General features: G+C 71.0%; 15 protein-coding genes. 6 read left to right on the top strand and 9 right to left on the bottom strand.

The features are described 5' to 3' along the window. Positions 1–53: 53 nt before the first annotated feature. Genes BKA14_RS44065 through BKA14_RS17265 form a run of 3 tightly spaced genes read right to left on the bottom strand, consistent with a single transcriptional unit; the run spans position 54 to position 2,693 of the window. The gene (locus tag BKA14_RS44065) at positions 54–836 is read right to left on the bottom strand and encodes a cupin domain-containing protein (protein ID WP_239093632.1); all 783 of its coding nucleotides are present in this window, start codon (positions 834–836) and stop codon (positions 54–56) included. Further along, positions 805–1,803, bottom strand: coding sequence for an AraC-like ligand-binding domain-containing protein (locus tag BKA14_RS17270; RefSeq protein ID WP_239093631.1), 999 nt, complete (start codon positions 1,801–1,803; stop codon positions 805–807). The genes BKA14_RS44065 and BKA14_RS17270 overlap by 32 nt, the downstream gene beginning before the upstream one ends. Positions 1,804–1,841: 38 nt before the next feature. Then, entirely contained in the window at positions 1,842–2,693 is an 852-nt protein-coding gene (locus BKA14_RS17265) for an AraC family transcriptional regulator (protein ID WP_239093661.1), read from the bottom strand. Positions 2,694–2,779: 86 nt separating this feature from the next. Here BKA14_RS17265 and BKA14_RS17260 point away from each other — a divergent pair, with 86 nt between their 5' ends. Beyond that, positions 2,780–3,739 carry an acyl-CoA dehydrogenase family protein gene (locus BKA14_RS17260; protein ID WP_184951957.1) on the top strand — a complete coding sequence of 320 codons (960 nt, stop codon included), beginning with the start codon at positions 2,780–2,782 and terminating at the stop codon, positions 3,737–3,739. Between the two features lie 198 nt (positions 3,740–3,937). Here the strand turns inward: BKA14_RS17260 and BKA14_RS17255 are convergent, their stop codons facing one another. Further along, positions 3,938–4,789 (bottom strand): helix-turn-helix transcriptional regulator, encoded by an 852-nt coding sequence (locus BKA14_RS17255; RefSeq protein WP_184951956.1) that lies wholly within the window; start codon positions 4,787–4,789, stop codon positions 3,938–3,940. 86 nt (positions 4,790–4,875) lie between these two features. Here BKA14_RS17255 and BKA14_RS17250 point away from each other — a divergent pair, with 86 nt between their 5' ends. Then, positions 4,876–5,607, top strand: a complete 732-nt coding sequence (locus tag BKA14_RS17250; protein WP_184951955.1) for an SDR family NAD(P)-dependent oxidoreductase — start codon at positions 4,876–4,878, stop codon at positions 5,605–5,607. On the opposite strand, the gene BKA14_RS17245 is transcribed toward BKA14_RS17250, so the two are convergent. After that, a complete protein-coding gene (locus BKA14_RS17245; RefSeq protein ID WP_184951954.1) occupies positions 5,597–5,920 on the bottom strand; it encodes a nuclear transport factor 2 family protein in 324 nt (107 codons plus the stop codon). The two genes, BKA14_RS17250 and BKA14_RS17245, sit on opposite strands and share 11 nt — an antisense overlap. A gap of 270 nt (positions 5,921–6,190) precedes the next feature. Here BKA14_RS17245 and BKA14_RS17240 point away from each other — a divergent pair, with 270 nt between their 5' ends. Continuing rightward, a complete protein-coding gene (locus BKA14_RS17240; protein ID WP_184951953.1) occupies positions 6,191–6,622 on the top strand; it encodes a DUF2000 domain-containing protein in 432 nt (143 codons plus the stop codon). A 381-nt stretch (positions 6,623–7,003) separates the two neighbouring features. On the opposite strand, the gene BKA14_RS45090 is transcribed toward BKA14_RS17240, so the two are convergent. Both BKA14_RS45090 and BKA14_RS17230 read right to left on the bottom strand, forming a co-directional pair. Then, positions 7,004–7,462 (bottom strand): Lrp/AsnC family transcriptional regulator, encoded by a 459-nt coding sequence (locus BKA14_RS45090; RefSeq protein ID WP_184951952.1) that lies wholly within the window; start codon positions 7,460–7,462, stop codon positions 7,004–7,006. Positions 7,463–7,589: 127 nt separating this feature from the next. Further along, on the bottom strand, positions 7,590–8,207 hold the full coding sequence (locus BKA14_RS17230) for an ester cyclase (RefSeq protein WP_184951951.1): 618 nt from the start codon (positions 8,205–8,207) through the stop codon (positions 7,590–7,592). Positions 8,208–8,683: 476 nt separating this feature from the next. On the opposite strand from BKA14_RS17230, the gene BKA14_RS17225 reads away from it, so the two are divergent. The 3 genes from BKA14_RS17225 to BKA14_RS17210 all read left to right on the top strand — a co-directional run bounded on the left by BKA14_RS17225 (position 8,684) and on the right by BKA14_RS17210 (position 12,678). Beyond that, complete coding sequence (locus BKA14_RS17225; protein WP_184951950.1) at positions 8,684–9,634, top strand: LysR family transcriptional regulator; 951 nt, start codon at positions 8,684–8,686, stop codon at positions 9,632–9,634. 541 nt (positions 9,635–10,175) lie between these two features. Beyond that, positions 10,176–11,021: a helix-turn-helix domain-containing protein gene (locus tag BKA14_RS17215; protein WP_184951948.1), complete on the top strand. Its 846-nt coding sequence runs from the start codon at positions 10,176–10,178 to the stop codon at positions 11,019–11,021. A 22-nt stretch (positions 11,022–11,043) separates the two neighbouring features. Continuing rightward, on the top strand, positions 11,044–12,678 hold the full coding sequence (locus BKA14_RS17210; protein WP_184951947.1) for an FAD-dependent oxidoreductase: 1,635 nt from the start codon (positions 11,044–11,046) through the stop codon (positions 12,676–12,678). 74 nt (positions 12,679–12,752) lie between these two features. On the opposite strand, the gene BKA14_RS17205 is transcribed toward BKA14_RS17210, so the two are convergent. Then, positions 12,753–13,643: an SDR family oxidoreductase gene (locus BKA14_RS17205; protein ID WP_184951946.1), complete on the bottom strand. Its 891-nt coding sequence runs from the start codon at positions 13,641–13,643 to the stop codon at positions 12,753–12,755. A gap of 28 nt (positions 13,644–13,671) precedes the next feature. Then, the gene (locus BKA14_RS17200; RefSeq protein WP_184951945.1) at positions 13,672–14,433 is read right to left on the bottom strand and encodes an SDR family oxidoreductase; all 762 of its coding nucleotides are present in this window, start codon (positions 14,431–14,433) and stop codon (positions 13,672–13,674) included. Positions 14,434–14,692: the final 259 nt, after the last annotated feature.

Raw genomic sequence — 14,692 nt, 5'->3', positions numbered from 1 at the left:
CGACGCTCATCTGGATCAGGTCGTCGGCGGGTTCGCCCCGGCCGGCGGAGTCGTTACAGCTGGGCGCGGTGAGCGAGTTCGGCGGCGTCCGGCGGCACGGTCGGATAGACCTCGACGTCGAAGAATTGAGCGAAGGGCAGGGTGCGCAGCGTCTCGGTTGCCTCCTTCTCGCCGGCGGCGATGATCTCGACGAAGGTTGCACCCCGCGCTGGGGAAACGTAGTGCGCCCCGACCCGTCTCTCGGAACGGAGCACTGCGAGTTGCCGGTGTTCTGCCTCTCGCAGCGCGCCGAACCGTGCCAAGTCGGTATCGGGGCGGAGTGTCCCGACCGCCATGAACGTCTGAACCGCGGCGGGGCCCGGTGAGGTCGCCGTAGCCGGCGCGTACTCGGTCGAGATCTCGGTGGCGTAGTTCTTCCAGAGCGGCTCCATGGAAGCGGCGTTGACCGGCTGTCCGGAATCGATCAGGGCCTTGAAGTCGCGGAAGTACTGCACGTACAGGTCCGGCGTGAAGGTGTTGAGCATGACCGCCGTCTCGTCGCCGGGGTTGGCGAACGTGTGCGGCGCCCCGGTCGGCACGATGACCCAGGTGCCGGGCCCGGCGTCGTGGTCGTCCGGGCCGACGGTGAACCGGATGGTTCCCGAGAGCACGTAGAAACCCTCGTCGTGCTGGGAGTGGCGGTGCTGCAACGGGCTCGGGAAGCCCGGCGGGACGGTGATCTCGGCGAATCCCAGCCGGTGCGCGGTGTGCTCGCCGGTCTCCAGGATCCGGACCTGCGCCGGCCCACTGGCAAGGATTTCGCCCTCACCGGGGCGGACGATGGACACCCTCGCCATGACTGTCTCCTTGCTCTCGGATGCTGTGGCGATCACCATCCTGGTCCGGGCTGTCCGAGCGCGTCTTGGTCATCCGTGCACGGTTGCTGGTCATCAGTGCATGAGCGTTGTAGCCGTACGTGGCCTTGAAGAGTTTGCTGAAATGCGTGGGGTCCGTGAACCCCCACCGGGTGGCCACGGCGGTGACCGTGCGTCCGCCCCCGATGAGCTCGGCCCGGCAGCGCTCCAGGCGGCGACGACGGATCAGGGCGGCGACCGTGAGGGGTTGGTCCTCGAAGAGTTTGTGCAGCCGGCGTACGGAGATGTGGTGGGCGGCGGCGATGGCGGGTGGGCCCAGCTCGGGATCGGCCAGCCGGGCCTCGATGTAGCCGGTGATCCGGTCGCGCAGCCGCTCGTCCGGGGCCGGTCGTTCGTCGCCGAGCCGGGCCTCGAGCGCCACCGCTATCAGTTCGACGACGGCCGCCGCGGACCGTCGCGCGTCGCCCTCGCGGAACCCGGTCACCGAGCGAGCCGATTCGCGGGCCACCGCGGAGACGAGGGCGCCCGGACCGTGGGCGCCGTCGATGCGTACGCCGAGGAGCCGGTCGAGATGCGCGGGGCGGAGCCGCAGCTCGCGGCGCGGAACCAGGATGGTGACGTGCGCCGAGGCGGTGCTGGAGAACCGAACCCCGCGGGTGGGGTCGAGCAGCACCAGATCGCCCGGACCGAGTGCGGTCTCGCCGTGGCCCTGCTCGATCCGCGTCCGGCCCCGCGTCATCACCTTGATAGCGAGGTGCCGGCCGTCGCGGGCGTCACGCTCCCGGCCGACACACGCGCTCTCGGGCGTAGCCAGGGACACCATCCGCAACGGCCCGAGATCGCGGGTGGCGATCCGGGCCTGGAAGCCCGCCCCGGCCAGCGTGTTGACCATCGGCGGGAAACCGCTGCCCGCCAGCTCGTCCTGGAACGTCTCAAGGTCGGCGATCACTTGTCAACGATAGGTCCCCGGCCCGCAGTGGCCGCGGTTCAGGAGGCGCGGAACTGACCCGGCGCCACCCCGTAGGTGCGGCGGAACGCGGCCGAGAAGGCGAACTCCGTCGAGTAGCCGACCTGCCGCGCGATGGCCGCCAGTGGCGCCGGGCTCGCCCGCAACAGCTGGGCGCCCAGGCTCATCCGCCGGTCGGCCAGATACGCCATCGGGGGAGTGCCGGTCACGGCGGTGAAGCGGCGGTGGAAGGTCGTGCGCGACATCCCCGCGACCGAGCTCAACTGCTCCACCGTCCACGGCCGCTCGGGGCGCTCGTGGATCGCGTGCAGCGCGCCGGCGATGCCCGGGTCGGTGACCTCCGGCCGGTCCGGCACCTGGCGCAGCATCTGCACGACCATCAGGTCGATCAGGGCGGCCCGGGCCGCGCCGGTGCCCGGTTCGGGCCGGTCGAAGTCGGCGTGCAACATGTCGATCAGCGTCCGCAGCTCCGGCTGCTCGGCGTAGTCCGGCGTGATCAGGACGAGCTCCGGCAACTTCCGCAGCAGGGCGGGCACCCGGCCGTCCTGCATGCGGTAGGCGCCGCAGAGGAACTCGAAGTCGGCCTTTCCGGGCGGCGCGGGCTCCTCCACCGTGAAGACGGGCAGGTCGTCGAGGGTGCACGGCGCGGGGGAGAACCCGTGCACGACACCGGCCGCGGTGAAGATCACGTCCCCCGGCCGTACGGGAAGGGGGTCGATCCTCTCCTGAATCAGCCACCCCTCACCGTGCAGCATCACGTGGAAGCCGAGCACGGCCATCGGCGGGAAGCGCAGCCCCCACGCGCCCGACTCCGTGATGCGGCGCCCGTTCACGCGCAGGGCCCGGACGCTGCCGAGCGCCGCAGAGATCATGTCCACGTCCGCGATGGTACGTCCGCGTATGGTCTCGGGCCGCGCGCGCATGGTCGCGCGGAGCCGGAGCTGCTTCGGTTGACGGCGTGACATCACCACTCGTGGAAATCCTGGCTGCGCAGGCCGCGGAGACCGAACGCCAGGGCCGTCCCACCGCGAAAAGCTTGCAGGCCGCCCGGGAGGCGGGCGCTTTCGCCCTGCACGATCGCACCGCCACCGAGGCCGTCCAGCTGCTCACCGAGCTGGCCCGCGGTTGCCCGTCCACCAGCTGGATCGCCGGCACCTCGCTCACCGGCAAGATCTTCAGCCGCCGGGCCATCGGCGACGTGATCGGCCCGGACGCGCTTCTCGCCGGGTCGGGCACGCCGGGCGGCCGGGGTGAGAAAGCCTTCGGCGGCGTACGCGTCACCGGCCGCTGGGCGAACGTCTCCGGTTGCGAGGACGCGGAGTGGGCCGGCCTGGCCGTGCTGATCGACGGGACGTTGTCCTGGGCCCTGTTCCCCACACGCGACCTGCGCGTCGAGCACACCTGGTCGGCCGCCGGCATGCGCGGCACCGGCAGCCACACCCTCGTCGCCGAGGACGTCCTCGTGCCGGCCGTGCGCGTGGCGCCGCTCGACTTCGCCGCACTCGCCGGCGACATGGTGCTCTTCGGCCTGACCGCGCTGGCCCCGGTCGTCGGGGCCACGCTGGGTGCGCTGGATCTGATCACCGCGATGTTCGCCTCCGATCGCAAGCCCTACCTGAGCGCGTACGCCTCCATGGGCGAGTCCCCGGCCGCGCGCACCTGGCGGGCCGAGGCCACCTCCCTCGCCCGGCGGGCCGAACGTACGATGCTCGCCCTCGCGGCGGCCGGCCCGGGCGACCACGGCCTCGACATGTCCGGTGCGGCCCGGGACTGCCGCGCGGCCATGGACCTCATGCTCGACCTGCACGGCGCGAGCGGTTTCGCGGAGTCCAACCCGCTGCAGCGCTACTGGCGGGACGTCGCCGTGGCCGGCCGCCACCCGCACATCAACGCGTTCCTGGCCGCCAATCGGCTTTAGCGTCGCGGCTCGATCCTTCTCGGTGCTCCGCCCTTCCCGCCGGTCGGGGCACGGATTCCCGATCTCCCCCGGACGGGCTCCGGCCTGGGATCGGCGAGTCCACGCACGCGCCCGGCGGCGGTCAGCAGAGTGGAACGGCATCGAGCCGGTCGGCCGAGGTGACGGCCCCGGCGCAGCTTCCGGCCCACCGGGAGAGGGTCAGCCGGCTGATGGCCCGAGGCTGCCGGAGACCAGGGCCAGTCGCAGCTTGGTCTCGTCCTCGCTGCCGGCCGCAGCGGTGAGGATCACCAGTTTCAGCTCCGCGTCGCCGTCGGTCAGCACGTCGCAGTCGACGGCGATGGGGCCGGCCACCCCGTGATGAATGATCTTCTGATCTTCCCGGTGGGCGCCGACCGTCCCCACCGACCACAGCTCGGCGAAACGGCGGTTGCTCCGCTTGAGGTCGCGGATCAGGACGGCGAGGCGACGGCTGTCCGGGAAGCGGCCGGTCGCGCGGCGCAGATCGGAGACGACGGCGGCTTCGGTCATGTCGCGCGACAGCGATGTCACGGGCCACTGGGACAGGTGTGGGCCGCTCTCCCCGGCCGGGAAGCTGTCACGGGCGAAGTTGCGCTGGGCCGGGGCCACCGCGGAGGGGTCGCCCAGCAGAGCCGCCCAGCCCCGGTTCCACCGGATCATCTGCCAGTCCGCCGCGAACACCGCGACGGCGGCGGTCTCCCCGAGCCGGCTCAGCATGCGCTGCAGACCCGGCGGGATGTGATCGGAGATGTCGGCCGGCGCCACGATGCCGGCCAGCCGGTAGAGGTGGTCCCGCTCGGCCGCGGTCAGTTGCAGAGCCCGGGCCAGGGCTGCGACGACCTGCGCGGACGGGGTGGTGAACCGGCCCTGTTCCAGGCGCACGACGTAGTCGACCGAGATGCCGGCCAGGTCGGCGAGTTCCTCCCGGCGCAACCCGGCCGCACGGCGTCCGCGGCCGGCCGGCAGGCCCACCTCGGCCGGGGTGAGGCGGTCACGCCAGGCGCGCAGGACCGTGCCGAGTTCCGAAGTCATGGTCAGATCATCCCTCGCGAGCCGCGGCCCAAGGTGGTAACAGTCTTCCCTGGCTGGCCGGCCGGGGCCGGCCGACCATGGGACGCATGACGATCACCTTCATCACCGGAGCCAACAAAGGCCTCGGCTACGAGACCGCCCGTCGTCTCGTCGAGGCCGGCCACACCGTTCTGCTCGGCTGCCGCGACGCCGCTCGCGGCGCCGCGGCCGCCCAGACCCTGGGTGCTCGTTTCGTCCAGATCGATGTCACCGACGAGGTGTCGGTCGCTGCGGCGGCCGCCGACGTCGAGCGGCACGAGGGTCACATCGACGTGCTGATCAACAACGCCGGTGTCCCCGGCACCTTCGGATCCACCGACGTCGCCGACATCCGGGAGGTCCTCGAGGTCAACGTGGTCGGCGTCGTGCGGACCACCTCGGCTTTCCTGCCGCTGCTGCAGCGCTCGGACGACCCGGTCATCGTCAACGTGAGCAGCGAGATGGGCTCGCTCGCAGCCACCCATGACCCGGCGCGGGCCGAGTCCAAGGTCATCTTCCCGGCCTACACCGCGTCGAAGGCGGCGCTGACCATGCTGACGACCCAGTACGCCAAGTGGATGCCGCAGATCCGGATCAACGCCGCGGATCCCGGCTACACCGCGACGGACTTCAACCACCACTCCGGCCCGCAGACCGTCACCGAGGGCACCGACGCCGTCGTGGCGCTCGCCACCGAGGGACCCGGCTCGGGCACGGGACGGTTCGTCAACCGTGAGGGCGACATCGCTTTCCAGGCCGGCCCGGTCAGGGCCCTGGGCCGGCGGGGCATCAGCCGGTGATGGTCATGCGGGTGACGTGATCGCCGGCGATCTGGAAGACGAAGTGGCTCGGCCCGTTGAAGCCGCCGCCGCTCACCGTCGCCGCCACCACGTGGTTGCCGTCCTTCACCTCGACCCCGGTGACCTCGAAGTGCGCCCGTACGCCGATGTTCTCGCGGTCGTTCCATCCCCTGATCGCCTCGTGGCCGCGGAACTGCCGGCCCCAGTCGTCGACGACCGCGTCGTCGGCGAAGGCGGCCAGGAAAGCCGAAGTGTCGCCGGCGTTCGTGGCGTCGAAGAAGGCCTGGACCGGGGGCGGCAAGATCACGCTCATGTCATGAAGATAACGCCGGTCCGGCGCCCTGGTCATCGAGGCCTGAGGCGCCGCCAGGACCGCGGCCGGCGTGACAGTGCCGTGGGTCCAGGTGCCGACGCATTCGGGTCGCGGTACTTCGTGCGGCCGTCTCAGGCCAAGTGTCTGCTCGACCGGGCGTGGAGGCTTTGCGTCGAATAATGTTCGGCGTTCTCCGGGTGGGGCGCTCTTTCTCGAACGACGTTCAGAACTGCGCCGCGGGCCCCGGACAGCTGGCTAACTTCGTGTCTCGTGTCTAGTTCAGCAGAAGTCGCGCGCCCCGCGACCAAATTGGTTCTGGTGGTCGACGAAACGCTTCCCACCGGTCATGCCGTCAACGCCGCCGCCGTTCTGGGTCTCAGCGTCGGCGCCCGGCTCGCGGACTCCCTCGGCGCCGACGGCAAGGACGCCTCGGGCGGCGTGCATCCGGGCCTCAACCCTCACCCGGTTCCGGTCGTGACAGCCGGCCGCGAGCAACTGCGGGAGCTGCGTCAGAAGGCAGCCGAGCGGCCGGATCTGCTCGTCGTCGGCTTCAGCGAGGTGGCCCGGCGCGCCCGTGCGTACGACGACTACCTCGCGACGCTGGCGGAGACCCCGGCCGAGGACGTCGACTACGCCGGGATCGCCGTTTACGGCCCGCGCAACCGCGTCACCGCGCTGACCAAGCGCTTCCCGCTGCTGTGACCGCGCCGTCGTCTGCCGTTGGCCACCGGACTCACGCTCGTGCTCGTCTCGGTGCTCTGTCTGGCGCTCGCGGTGACGACGATCGGGGTTCCCGGGAGCGCCGCCGGAACCACGGCGGTGCCGCTGAGTCACCTGCCGGCGACCGCGTTCGGCCCGGCCGGACGAGTGATCACCGCGGTCGCGGCGGTCTGGGGCGCCTGGGCCGGCTTGGCCTTCACCGCCCCTCGTGCTGGCCTTCTGCGGCCTGCTGCTCCTCCCGGCCGCCCTGGCCGCGGGCGCGCTGCTCACCTGCCGGCGGCGTCGCCCGGCCGCCGGTGACACCGCGGCGCAGCCGGGCGGTCGAGCACGGCCGCCTCCGTCCTGAGTGGCCGCTGACCGGGCTCACGGGTCGAGTGGCTCGATGACCGCCTTACGGGTGTGCTGGTAGATCACCGAGCTGCGGAACCCGGCGATCTCCCGCCGTCCGCTGAACTTGTCCATGAGGAAGGCGTGCAGGCTGTCCACGCCAGGCACTCCGACGTGCACCAGGAAGTCGTCGCCGCCGGCCACCACGAAGACCGACAGCACTTCGGGCAGACCCATCGCGTACGCCTTGAAACCCTCGATGACCGTGCGGCTCAGAGGCCGGACCTGCACGTGCAGCAACGCTTGGACACCGCGGTTGAGCGCCCCGAGGTCGACCTCGGCGTGGAACCCGGTGATGATGCCGCGGTCGCGCAGCAACCGGACCCGCTCCAGGCAGGTCGACGGGGCGACGCCGACCGCCTGGGCCAGGTCCCGGTTGGTCTGCCGCGCATGGGCCTGCAGGTGCGCCACAATTGCTGCGTCGATCTCGTCCACGGTCGATCACTCTAGTGTTCTGCCGAACGTCCGACGGGGCCAAGCGTCATTAGCAGCCGAATATTCGCAACGCAGGCACCCGGGACCGCAACGGGAAGCGATCCCGGGTGGTCGCGCGGCTGCTTGATCAGGACGCCCGCGGGCCGGCCGGAACCAGCCGGACGCCTAGAGTCTCGAGGAACAGCCGGCTGTCGTACTGGGCCCACTCCTCGGCCAGCTTCCCGTCCTCGTGGTAGCGGAAGACGTTGTTGATCCGGTACATCGCGCGGGCGCCGGTGGGCTCCAGGGGGCCGATCGGCGATGCGTCGAACCGGCGCGCGAAGATGCCGGAGAAGGTGGTGCGGGCGCCGGCCAGGGCCCCGCCGTCGGAGAAGAACTGTTGCCGGGTGACCTGGAAGTCGTCGAAGGCGCGCCGGCAGGCCGCGAAATAGTCCCAGAGCTGCTCGCGGGTCAGCGATCCGCCGTCGGGACCGTGGAAGACGAAGTCGGTGGCGAAGAAGGCCTCCAGCGCCGCCTGGTTCTCGCGGGCGATGCCCTCCTCCCCGATGCGGACCAACGCCCGGGCTCGCGGCTCCAGCGAAGGGTCGGTGGCCGACAGATTCGGTTCCGCGGACGGGGTGGCCGATGGTGCGGGGGTAGCGGCCGCGGCGGGCGTCGAACCGGACGACCGGCCGCAGGCGCCGAGAGCCGCGGTGGCCGCGACGCCGGCGATGGCGGAAAGCGTCGCGCGACGAGAGAACGGCATTACCGGCCGGGGTGTGTTCATCATGGGTGTCCTCGGTAGGGGTGAGATCGGGCCCGTTCCGTGCCCGTACGAGATGACATCTCCGCCGGGTGACCAGGCAAATCACGACGGTTGCGCATGGGTGCATGCCGCGCCCGCATGACTCCGCAATCGCCGGCGGTTTCGCCGCAACAAGCGGTTCCCGGTGGTTACGGGACGGGGGAATCCGTAGCTGACCTCTTCACCGGAAAGGAAGCCTTCATGACCACCTGGTTCATCACCGGTGCTTCGCGCGGCCCCGGCCGGGAACCCGCCGAGCGGACGCCGGCCCAGGGCGATCGCGTTGCGGCCACCCTGCGACGCCTACGAGGCGGTCACGGCCGGCATCCGGACGCGGCTGGCTGCCCTGGAAGATCAGCGGGAGAGCGCCTACGCCGCGGACGCGGAGCACCCGAGGCTCGAGGACCGATGAGGACGGTCGACTCCCGTCAGGCACCATGGCCGAGCTGACGCTGCTCGGGCTGCGCGTGGTGGTGGAGGTCGCCCGGTGGGGCTCTTTCACCGGCGCGGCCCGCTCGCTCGGCTACACGCAGTCCGCGATCTCCCGGCAGATCGGCGTGGTCGAGGCTGCGGTCGGCAGCCCCCTGTTCGAGCGGCAGGCCCGCGGCGTGCTGCCCACGACCGCGGGTCACGCGCTGCTCCGGCACGCCCGGCAGGTGCTCGCCCACATCGAGGCGGCCGAGCGGGAGATGGCGGGCCTCCGCGACCAGGTCGCCGGTCATCTCACCGTCAGCGCCTATCCGACCGCGGCCGCGGGGGTCGTGCCCCGGGCCGTCAGCCGCCTGCGGGCCGAGCACCCGGCCCTGACCGTGGCGGTGTGGGAGGCGAGCAGCCCCGCCCAGCTGTTGCGGCTGCGCGCCGGCGGTGCGGATGTCGCTGTGATGGCGGCCGGTCCCGGTCTTCCCGAGTACGACCTCGACGGGCTCCGCGTCGACGTCGTCACCACCCGGCGCGCGCTCGGCGTGGCCATCAGCGCCGATCATCCGCTCGCGGCTCACGCCGAGGTGCACATCGACGACCTCGCACAGGAGGCGTGGATCGTCGGTGTGGGCCGGGAGGGCGAACCTCAGTTCGGGCCCTGGCCCACGCTCGCCGGGGCGAGGATCGGGGGCCAGGCGCACGGCTGGCCCGCCCGCCTGGGCCTGGTCGCCGCGGGGATCGGTGTCACCGTGATGCCGGGAATGGCCGCCGACATCGTCCCGGCCGGGGTGCGGTGGCTGCCGGTGATCGACCCGCATCTCGTGCACCGGCGGGACACTCTCATCGTGACGGCGGCGAACCGGTCGCCGGGTGTCGTGGCCGTCGTCGCCGCCTTGCAGGACGAGCTGCGGCAGTACACGACGGCGGGGGAGAGCGAGCCCGCGGAGCCGAGGCCACCTCAGCGCTGACGAGCCATGCGTGCGGCGCACACCTCGACGGCGAAGTGTCGTGGCTGGTCGTGCCGCGGAGGTGGCAGGCTTCGGGCCTGACGAGCCGGGGCCCAGCGCGACGGCTCGTCGCGTTGGTCGCGCGGCCGAGTCCCGGTGCCGTCCGTGGTCGGCCGAGCCGCGGAGCCGGCGAACAAAAATCGGTCCGTACGGGTTCCGGGCGGATTTTTCCGTACGTCGTTCGGTCCGAGCCGATAGGAAACGCCTGCGTAGTAGCGTCAGCGACCGTTCGCCCGGGGCAGGGCCTTCGCCGACGAGGGGAGCCGTTGATGGTCTATGTGCGTCGCCGCAGGCTGAAAGGTGCCCTGGCTGACCTGGCCGGCTCCGGGACCCGGCTCAGCGTGAGGGAGGCGGCCCGGTGGAGCTTCGCCGACAGCAGCCACCTGGTGCGTACGTGTCGCAAGCGATACGGCCAGACTCCGACGCGACACATCGGACGGCACCCGGGGGCCACGCTGTGACCCGGGCCGTGCTGTCCCCGGTCCGGGCGAACGGTCCTGGCGTGCCGCTGGCTTCCAGCGTCGGACTGGGCTGGCGAATGATCCGCGCCGACCTGTGCCGGGATCCGGCCGAGCTGCCGGAGTTCACCGGCCCGGCCGCGCACGATCTGGTCGTCATCGGGGTGGTGGCCGGCCGGTACCGGATCGAGAGCAGACACGAGCGTTTCTGGCGCTCCGCCGACTACGGCCCCGGGTCGGTGGCCGTCAACGCACCGCACCGGCAGAGCATTTTCCGGTGGCGTTCGAGCGGGCCCGAGGCGCTCGAGTCGCTGCACGTCCGGTACCCGGCCGCGGCGGTGCACCAGACACTGGACGATTTCGGCGTGGCGCACGAGGACGTGGATGCCCTGGACACACTGTCGGTGGACGACCCGTACGTGTCGACGTCCCTGGCTGCGGTGCGCAACGCCCTCGCAGCCGGTGCGGCGGGCCTCTACGCCGACATGGTGGCGGAGTCGCTGCTGACGCATCTCGTCCATACCGGCGTGGCCGATCCGGCGGCGCGGGCCCGGATAGTCGCCGATCCGGGCCTGCTGGGCAGCCGTGAGCTCGCCCGTGTCGTGGACTACATGCACGAGCGGATCGGCGACAACATCCGGCTGGAGGAGCTGGCCGGTCTCGTGAACATCAGCAAGTTCCACTTCCTGCGCACCTTCACGAAAGCCACCGGGGTCACCCCCCATCGCTACCTCACCCGTATCCGGTTGCACCGTGCTGCCGGCCTCCTGCGCAACAGCAACCTCAGCGTCCAGCAGGTCGCCATGACCTGCGGTTACACCAGTGCCAGCCGTTTCGCCGCGGCCTTCCGGCGGCAGTACGGGTTGACCCCGGCGAGCTACCGGCGCTGAGCCGATCGGGCATGCTGATCCCGTGACCGCATCCGAACCGGCTGACGACCGGCCCGCCTACCCGGCCCTGACCGGCAGCCAGCTCACCGTGCTGGCCCGATACGGGTCGCGGCGGGAGATGACGGCCGGCGAGATCATCTATTCGCCCGCCGACGAGAGCAACGACCTCGTCGTCGTGCTGTCGGGCGAGATAGAGGTCCGCGACGAGTCCCGGGGCCGCGATGTCGCCTTCGCCACCTTCGGGCCGGGCACTTTCGTCGGTGAGCTCAATCTGCTGACCGGGCAGCGTCCGTACGTGACGGCCCGCGCCTCTGTGGCCGGTGTCGTCGTCCGGATCACCCCCGAGCGTCTGCGGGCGCTGCTGGATCGCGAGACGGAAGTGGCCGACGTCCTGGTGGCCGCCCTGGTCGCCCGGCGGCAGCTGCGTCTGGCCGACAGCGCGGAACGCAGCCCGATCGAGGTCATCGGCACGCCGCTGTCCGAACACACCCTGGCCCTGCGGACGTTTCTGAGCCGCAACACCGTTCCTTACCGGTTCACCGAGTTCGACGCCTCGGCGGCCACCGCAGCCGGCGACGATCTGCCCGTGGTCATCGCCGCGGACCGAGTCCTGCGCCGGGCGACCCCGCACATGCTGGCGGCGGCCCTGGGTTTGAGCGCAGCACCTGACGACCACCGGCCTTACGACGTGGCCGTGGTCGGCGCCGGGCCGGCCGGGCTCGCCGCCGCCGTCTACGGGGCCTCCGAAGGGCTGCGCGTGGTCGTCTTCGACGCCACGGCCCCCGGCGGTCAAGCCGGGACGAGTTCCCGGATCGAGAACTATCTCGGCTTCCCGGACGGGATCTCCGGCGCCGACCTGACCAGCCGCGCGACGATCCAGGCGCAACGGTTCGGGGCACGCATCAGCAGCCCCAGCCGGATTGCGGCGATCGAGCCGGGCCCCACGGGTTTCGTCCTGACCCTCACCGACGGAAGCCGTGCCCTCGCCCGTGCGGTGGTGGTGGCGGCCGGGGCCGAATACCGGCGGTTGCCCCTGGACAACTGGGACCGGTTCGAGGGGGCCGGCATCTATTTCGCCGCGACGGAGCTGGAGGCGGGACTCTGCGCCGGTGCGGAGGCGGTCGTGCTGGGCGGGGGCAACTCGGCCGGCCAGGCGGCTCTGCATCTGGCTCGGCGCTGCACCCGGGTGACCATCGTGATCCGGCGGAATGCGCTCACCGAGTCGATGTCGCACTATCTGATCGACCGGATCATGGCCCATGACTCCATCGACGTTGCGTCCTCCACGGTCATCGGCGCCGTGCTCGGCGGTGACCGTCTGGAGAAGGTGGAGTTGCATGACACCCGCTCGGGCGAGAAGCGGCTCGTCGGCGCGCGCGGCCTGTTCTGCTTCATCGGGGCCGACCCGGGGACCGCCTGGATGCCCGAGCGAGTGCGACGTGACGACCACGGTTTCGTGCTCACCGACGCGGACCTGCCCGAGTCGCCGGGCCGGCGCCGGCTGCGGTACGAGACGTCGCTGGACGGCGTCTTCGCGGCCGGTGACGTCCGGCTGGGTTCGATGAAGAGGGTGGCGGCCGCCGTCGGAGAGGGCTCATCCGTGATCCGGTCGGTGCATCACTACCTGGAGCTGCAGTCCTCGGCCGGGGAAGGCTGATCTTCCGGCCCCCGTCCGGCGGATCCCCGCAGCGACCCGGACGGCCACGCTGCGGGGATCTCGGACAGACTGTGTCACGATGCCGGGTGCAGGAGGTCCTCGTAGCCGACCGCCCGGTAGAACTCGCGGCGGACCCGGTCACCGACGCGGAACACCTCTTCCGCCCCGTCCTGTGCCGGATCGACGTAGACCCGGAACGGCCGCTGTCCCTTGGGCAGGCTCACCAGCCCGGCGACCTGGCGGCCGACCTCCTCCGGATCCGCGTCCGCCGGCGACAGCTCGGCCTGCTTGGCCAGCAGATCGTCCATGGTGGTGCCGTACAGCTCGTCGTACTCCTTGGCCGTCGCCTCGTCGTCCGGGTGGCCGGCGTGGGCGTAGTGGTTGGTGCCGGTGGTGAAGGAGCCGGGCACGACGATCGTCGAGTCGATGCCGAAGCGCGAGACCTCGGCGGCAATGCTGACCGCCAGGGAGTCCTCGGCCGCCTTGGCCGCGAAGTAGGGTCCCAGCCACGGGGGAGTGCCGCCGCGGGCACTGGTCGAGCCGATCCAGATGAGCTGCCCGTCGCGCTGACGCCGCATGTGCGGCAGGAAGGCCCGGTTGACCCGCTGGGTCGACAGCACGTTGGTGTCGTAGATGCTCGCGATCTGCTCGACCGTGAACGCCTCGACCGGGCCGAGGGTCATGTGCCCGGCGTTGTGCACCACGACATCGATGCGCCCGTGCTCGCCGATGATGTGGGCGGCCGCCGCGTCCACCGATGCCTGATCGGTGACATCCAGTTCGACGGCTTCAGCCCGTACGCCGTGCTCTTTCGCGTACGCGGCCAGATCGTCCACCGCCTGAGCGTTGCGGCCGGCGGTGTGGCGCATGCCGGCGTAGACGATGTGGCCTTCGTCGGCCAGGGCCCGGGCGATCATGGCGCCGAAACCGCTCGACGCTCCCGTGACGATGATGGTCTTGCTCATCAGATGACACCTCCGTCGGTGCAGATGGTCAGTTGATCGGCGAGATCATGCCGCCGTTGACGAACACCGTCTGAGCAGTCACCCAGCGGGTCTCCGGGGCGGCCAGGAAGCGCATGACGGGCACCACGTCGACCGGGTCGCCGAGCTCACCGGTGACCGTCTGGCCGGCCAGCCACGCGAGCGTCTCGTCGTTCTCGGCGCCGTAGAGGAAGCTGGTCTTCTGCGGGCCGGGGGCGATGCAGTTGACCGTGATGCCGCGGTGACCGATCTCCTTGGCGAAGGCCTTGGTGAAGTGCTCCACCGGGCTCTTGCTGCCGGCGTAGGCGGAGTAGGTCGGCGCGGTGACCGCGACCTGGGTCGTGACCATGTTGATGATGCGCCCGTTGTCGGCCATCCGGCCGGCCGCCTCCTTCATCAGGAAGAAGGGGATCTTGGTGTTGATCGCGAAGGAGCTGTCGAACTCCTCCTCGGTCGTCTCCGCGAGGGGCTTGCGCACGATGATGCCCGACGTGTTGACCAGGATGTCCCACCGGCCGAACCGCTGGATCGTCGCATCGATCAGCGCGGTGACGTTGGCCGTGCTGGTCAGGTCGGCCTGAACGGCGATGGCCTCCACACCACGGCCCTTGACGTCGTTGACCGCGTCCGCTGCTTCCTGCTCCCGGCGAGGGCTGTTGTAGTGCAGGACGAGATTTGCGCCGTCCCCGGCGAGCGACTCGGCGAACAGCTTGCCGAGGTTGGCGGTGCCGCCGGTGACGATTGCCACCTTGCCGGCGAGTGTGCCTGTCATGGGTTCCTCCTGGTCGATGTGCCGCCATCCGGCTGACGACCCCAGATTTGCCCTCCGGCGGAACCGATCCGAGCCGCTTATTGCGACAAGATCCCCGGTGATTGCGCGTCCCGTGATCTTGGTCGGCAGGAATGTGGGGAATGGTCGTTTTGCCAGGCGCTGATCGCCGATCAGTCGCCCGGCGTGGCCGAGGGAGCGGCAATGGGCACCGTCGGGGCAGTGGTGGTAAAGCTGTGAGATCAGATCCACGCCGCCGCAG

The organism is Paractinoplanes abujensis (assembly GCF_014204895.1).
Lineage (GTDB): Bacteria > Actinomycetota > Actinomycetes > Mycobacteriales > Micromonosporaceae > Actinoplanes > Actinoplanes abujensis.
The sequence above is the reverse complement of the archived record's forward strand: the minus strand, read 5'-3'. Positions and strand labels throughout refer to the sequence as shown.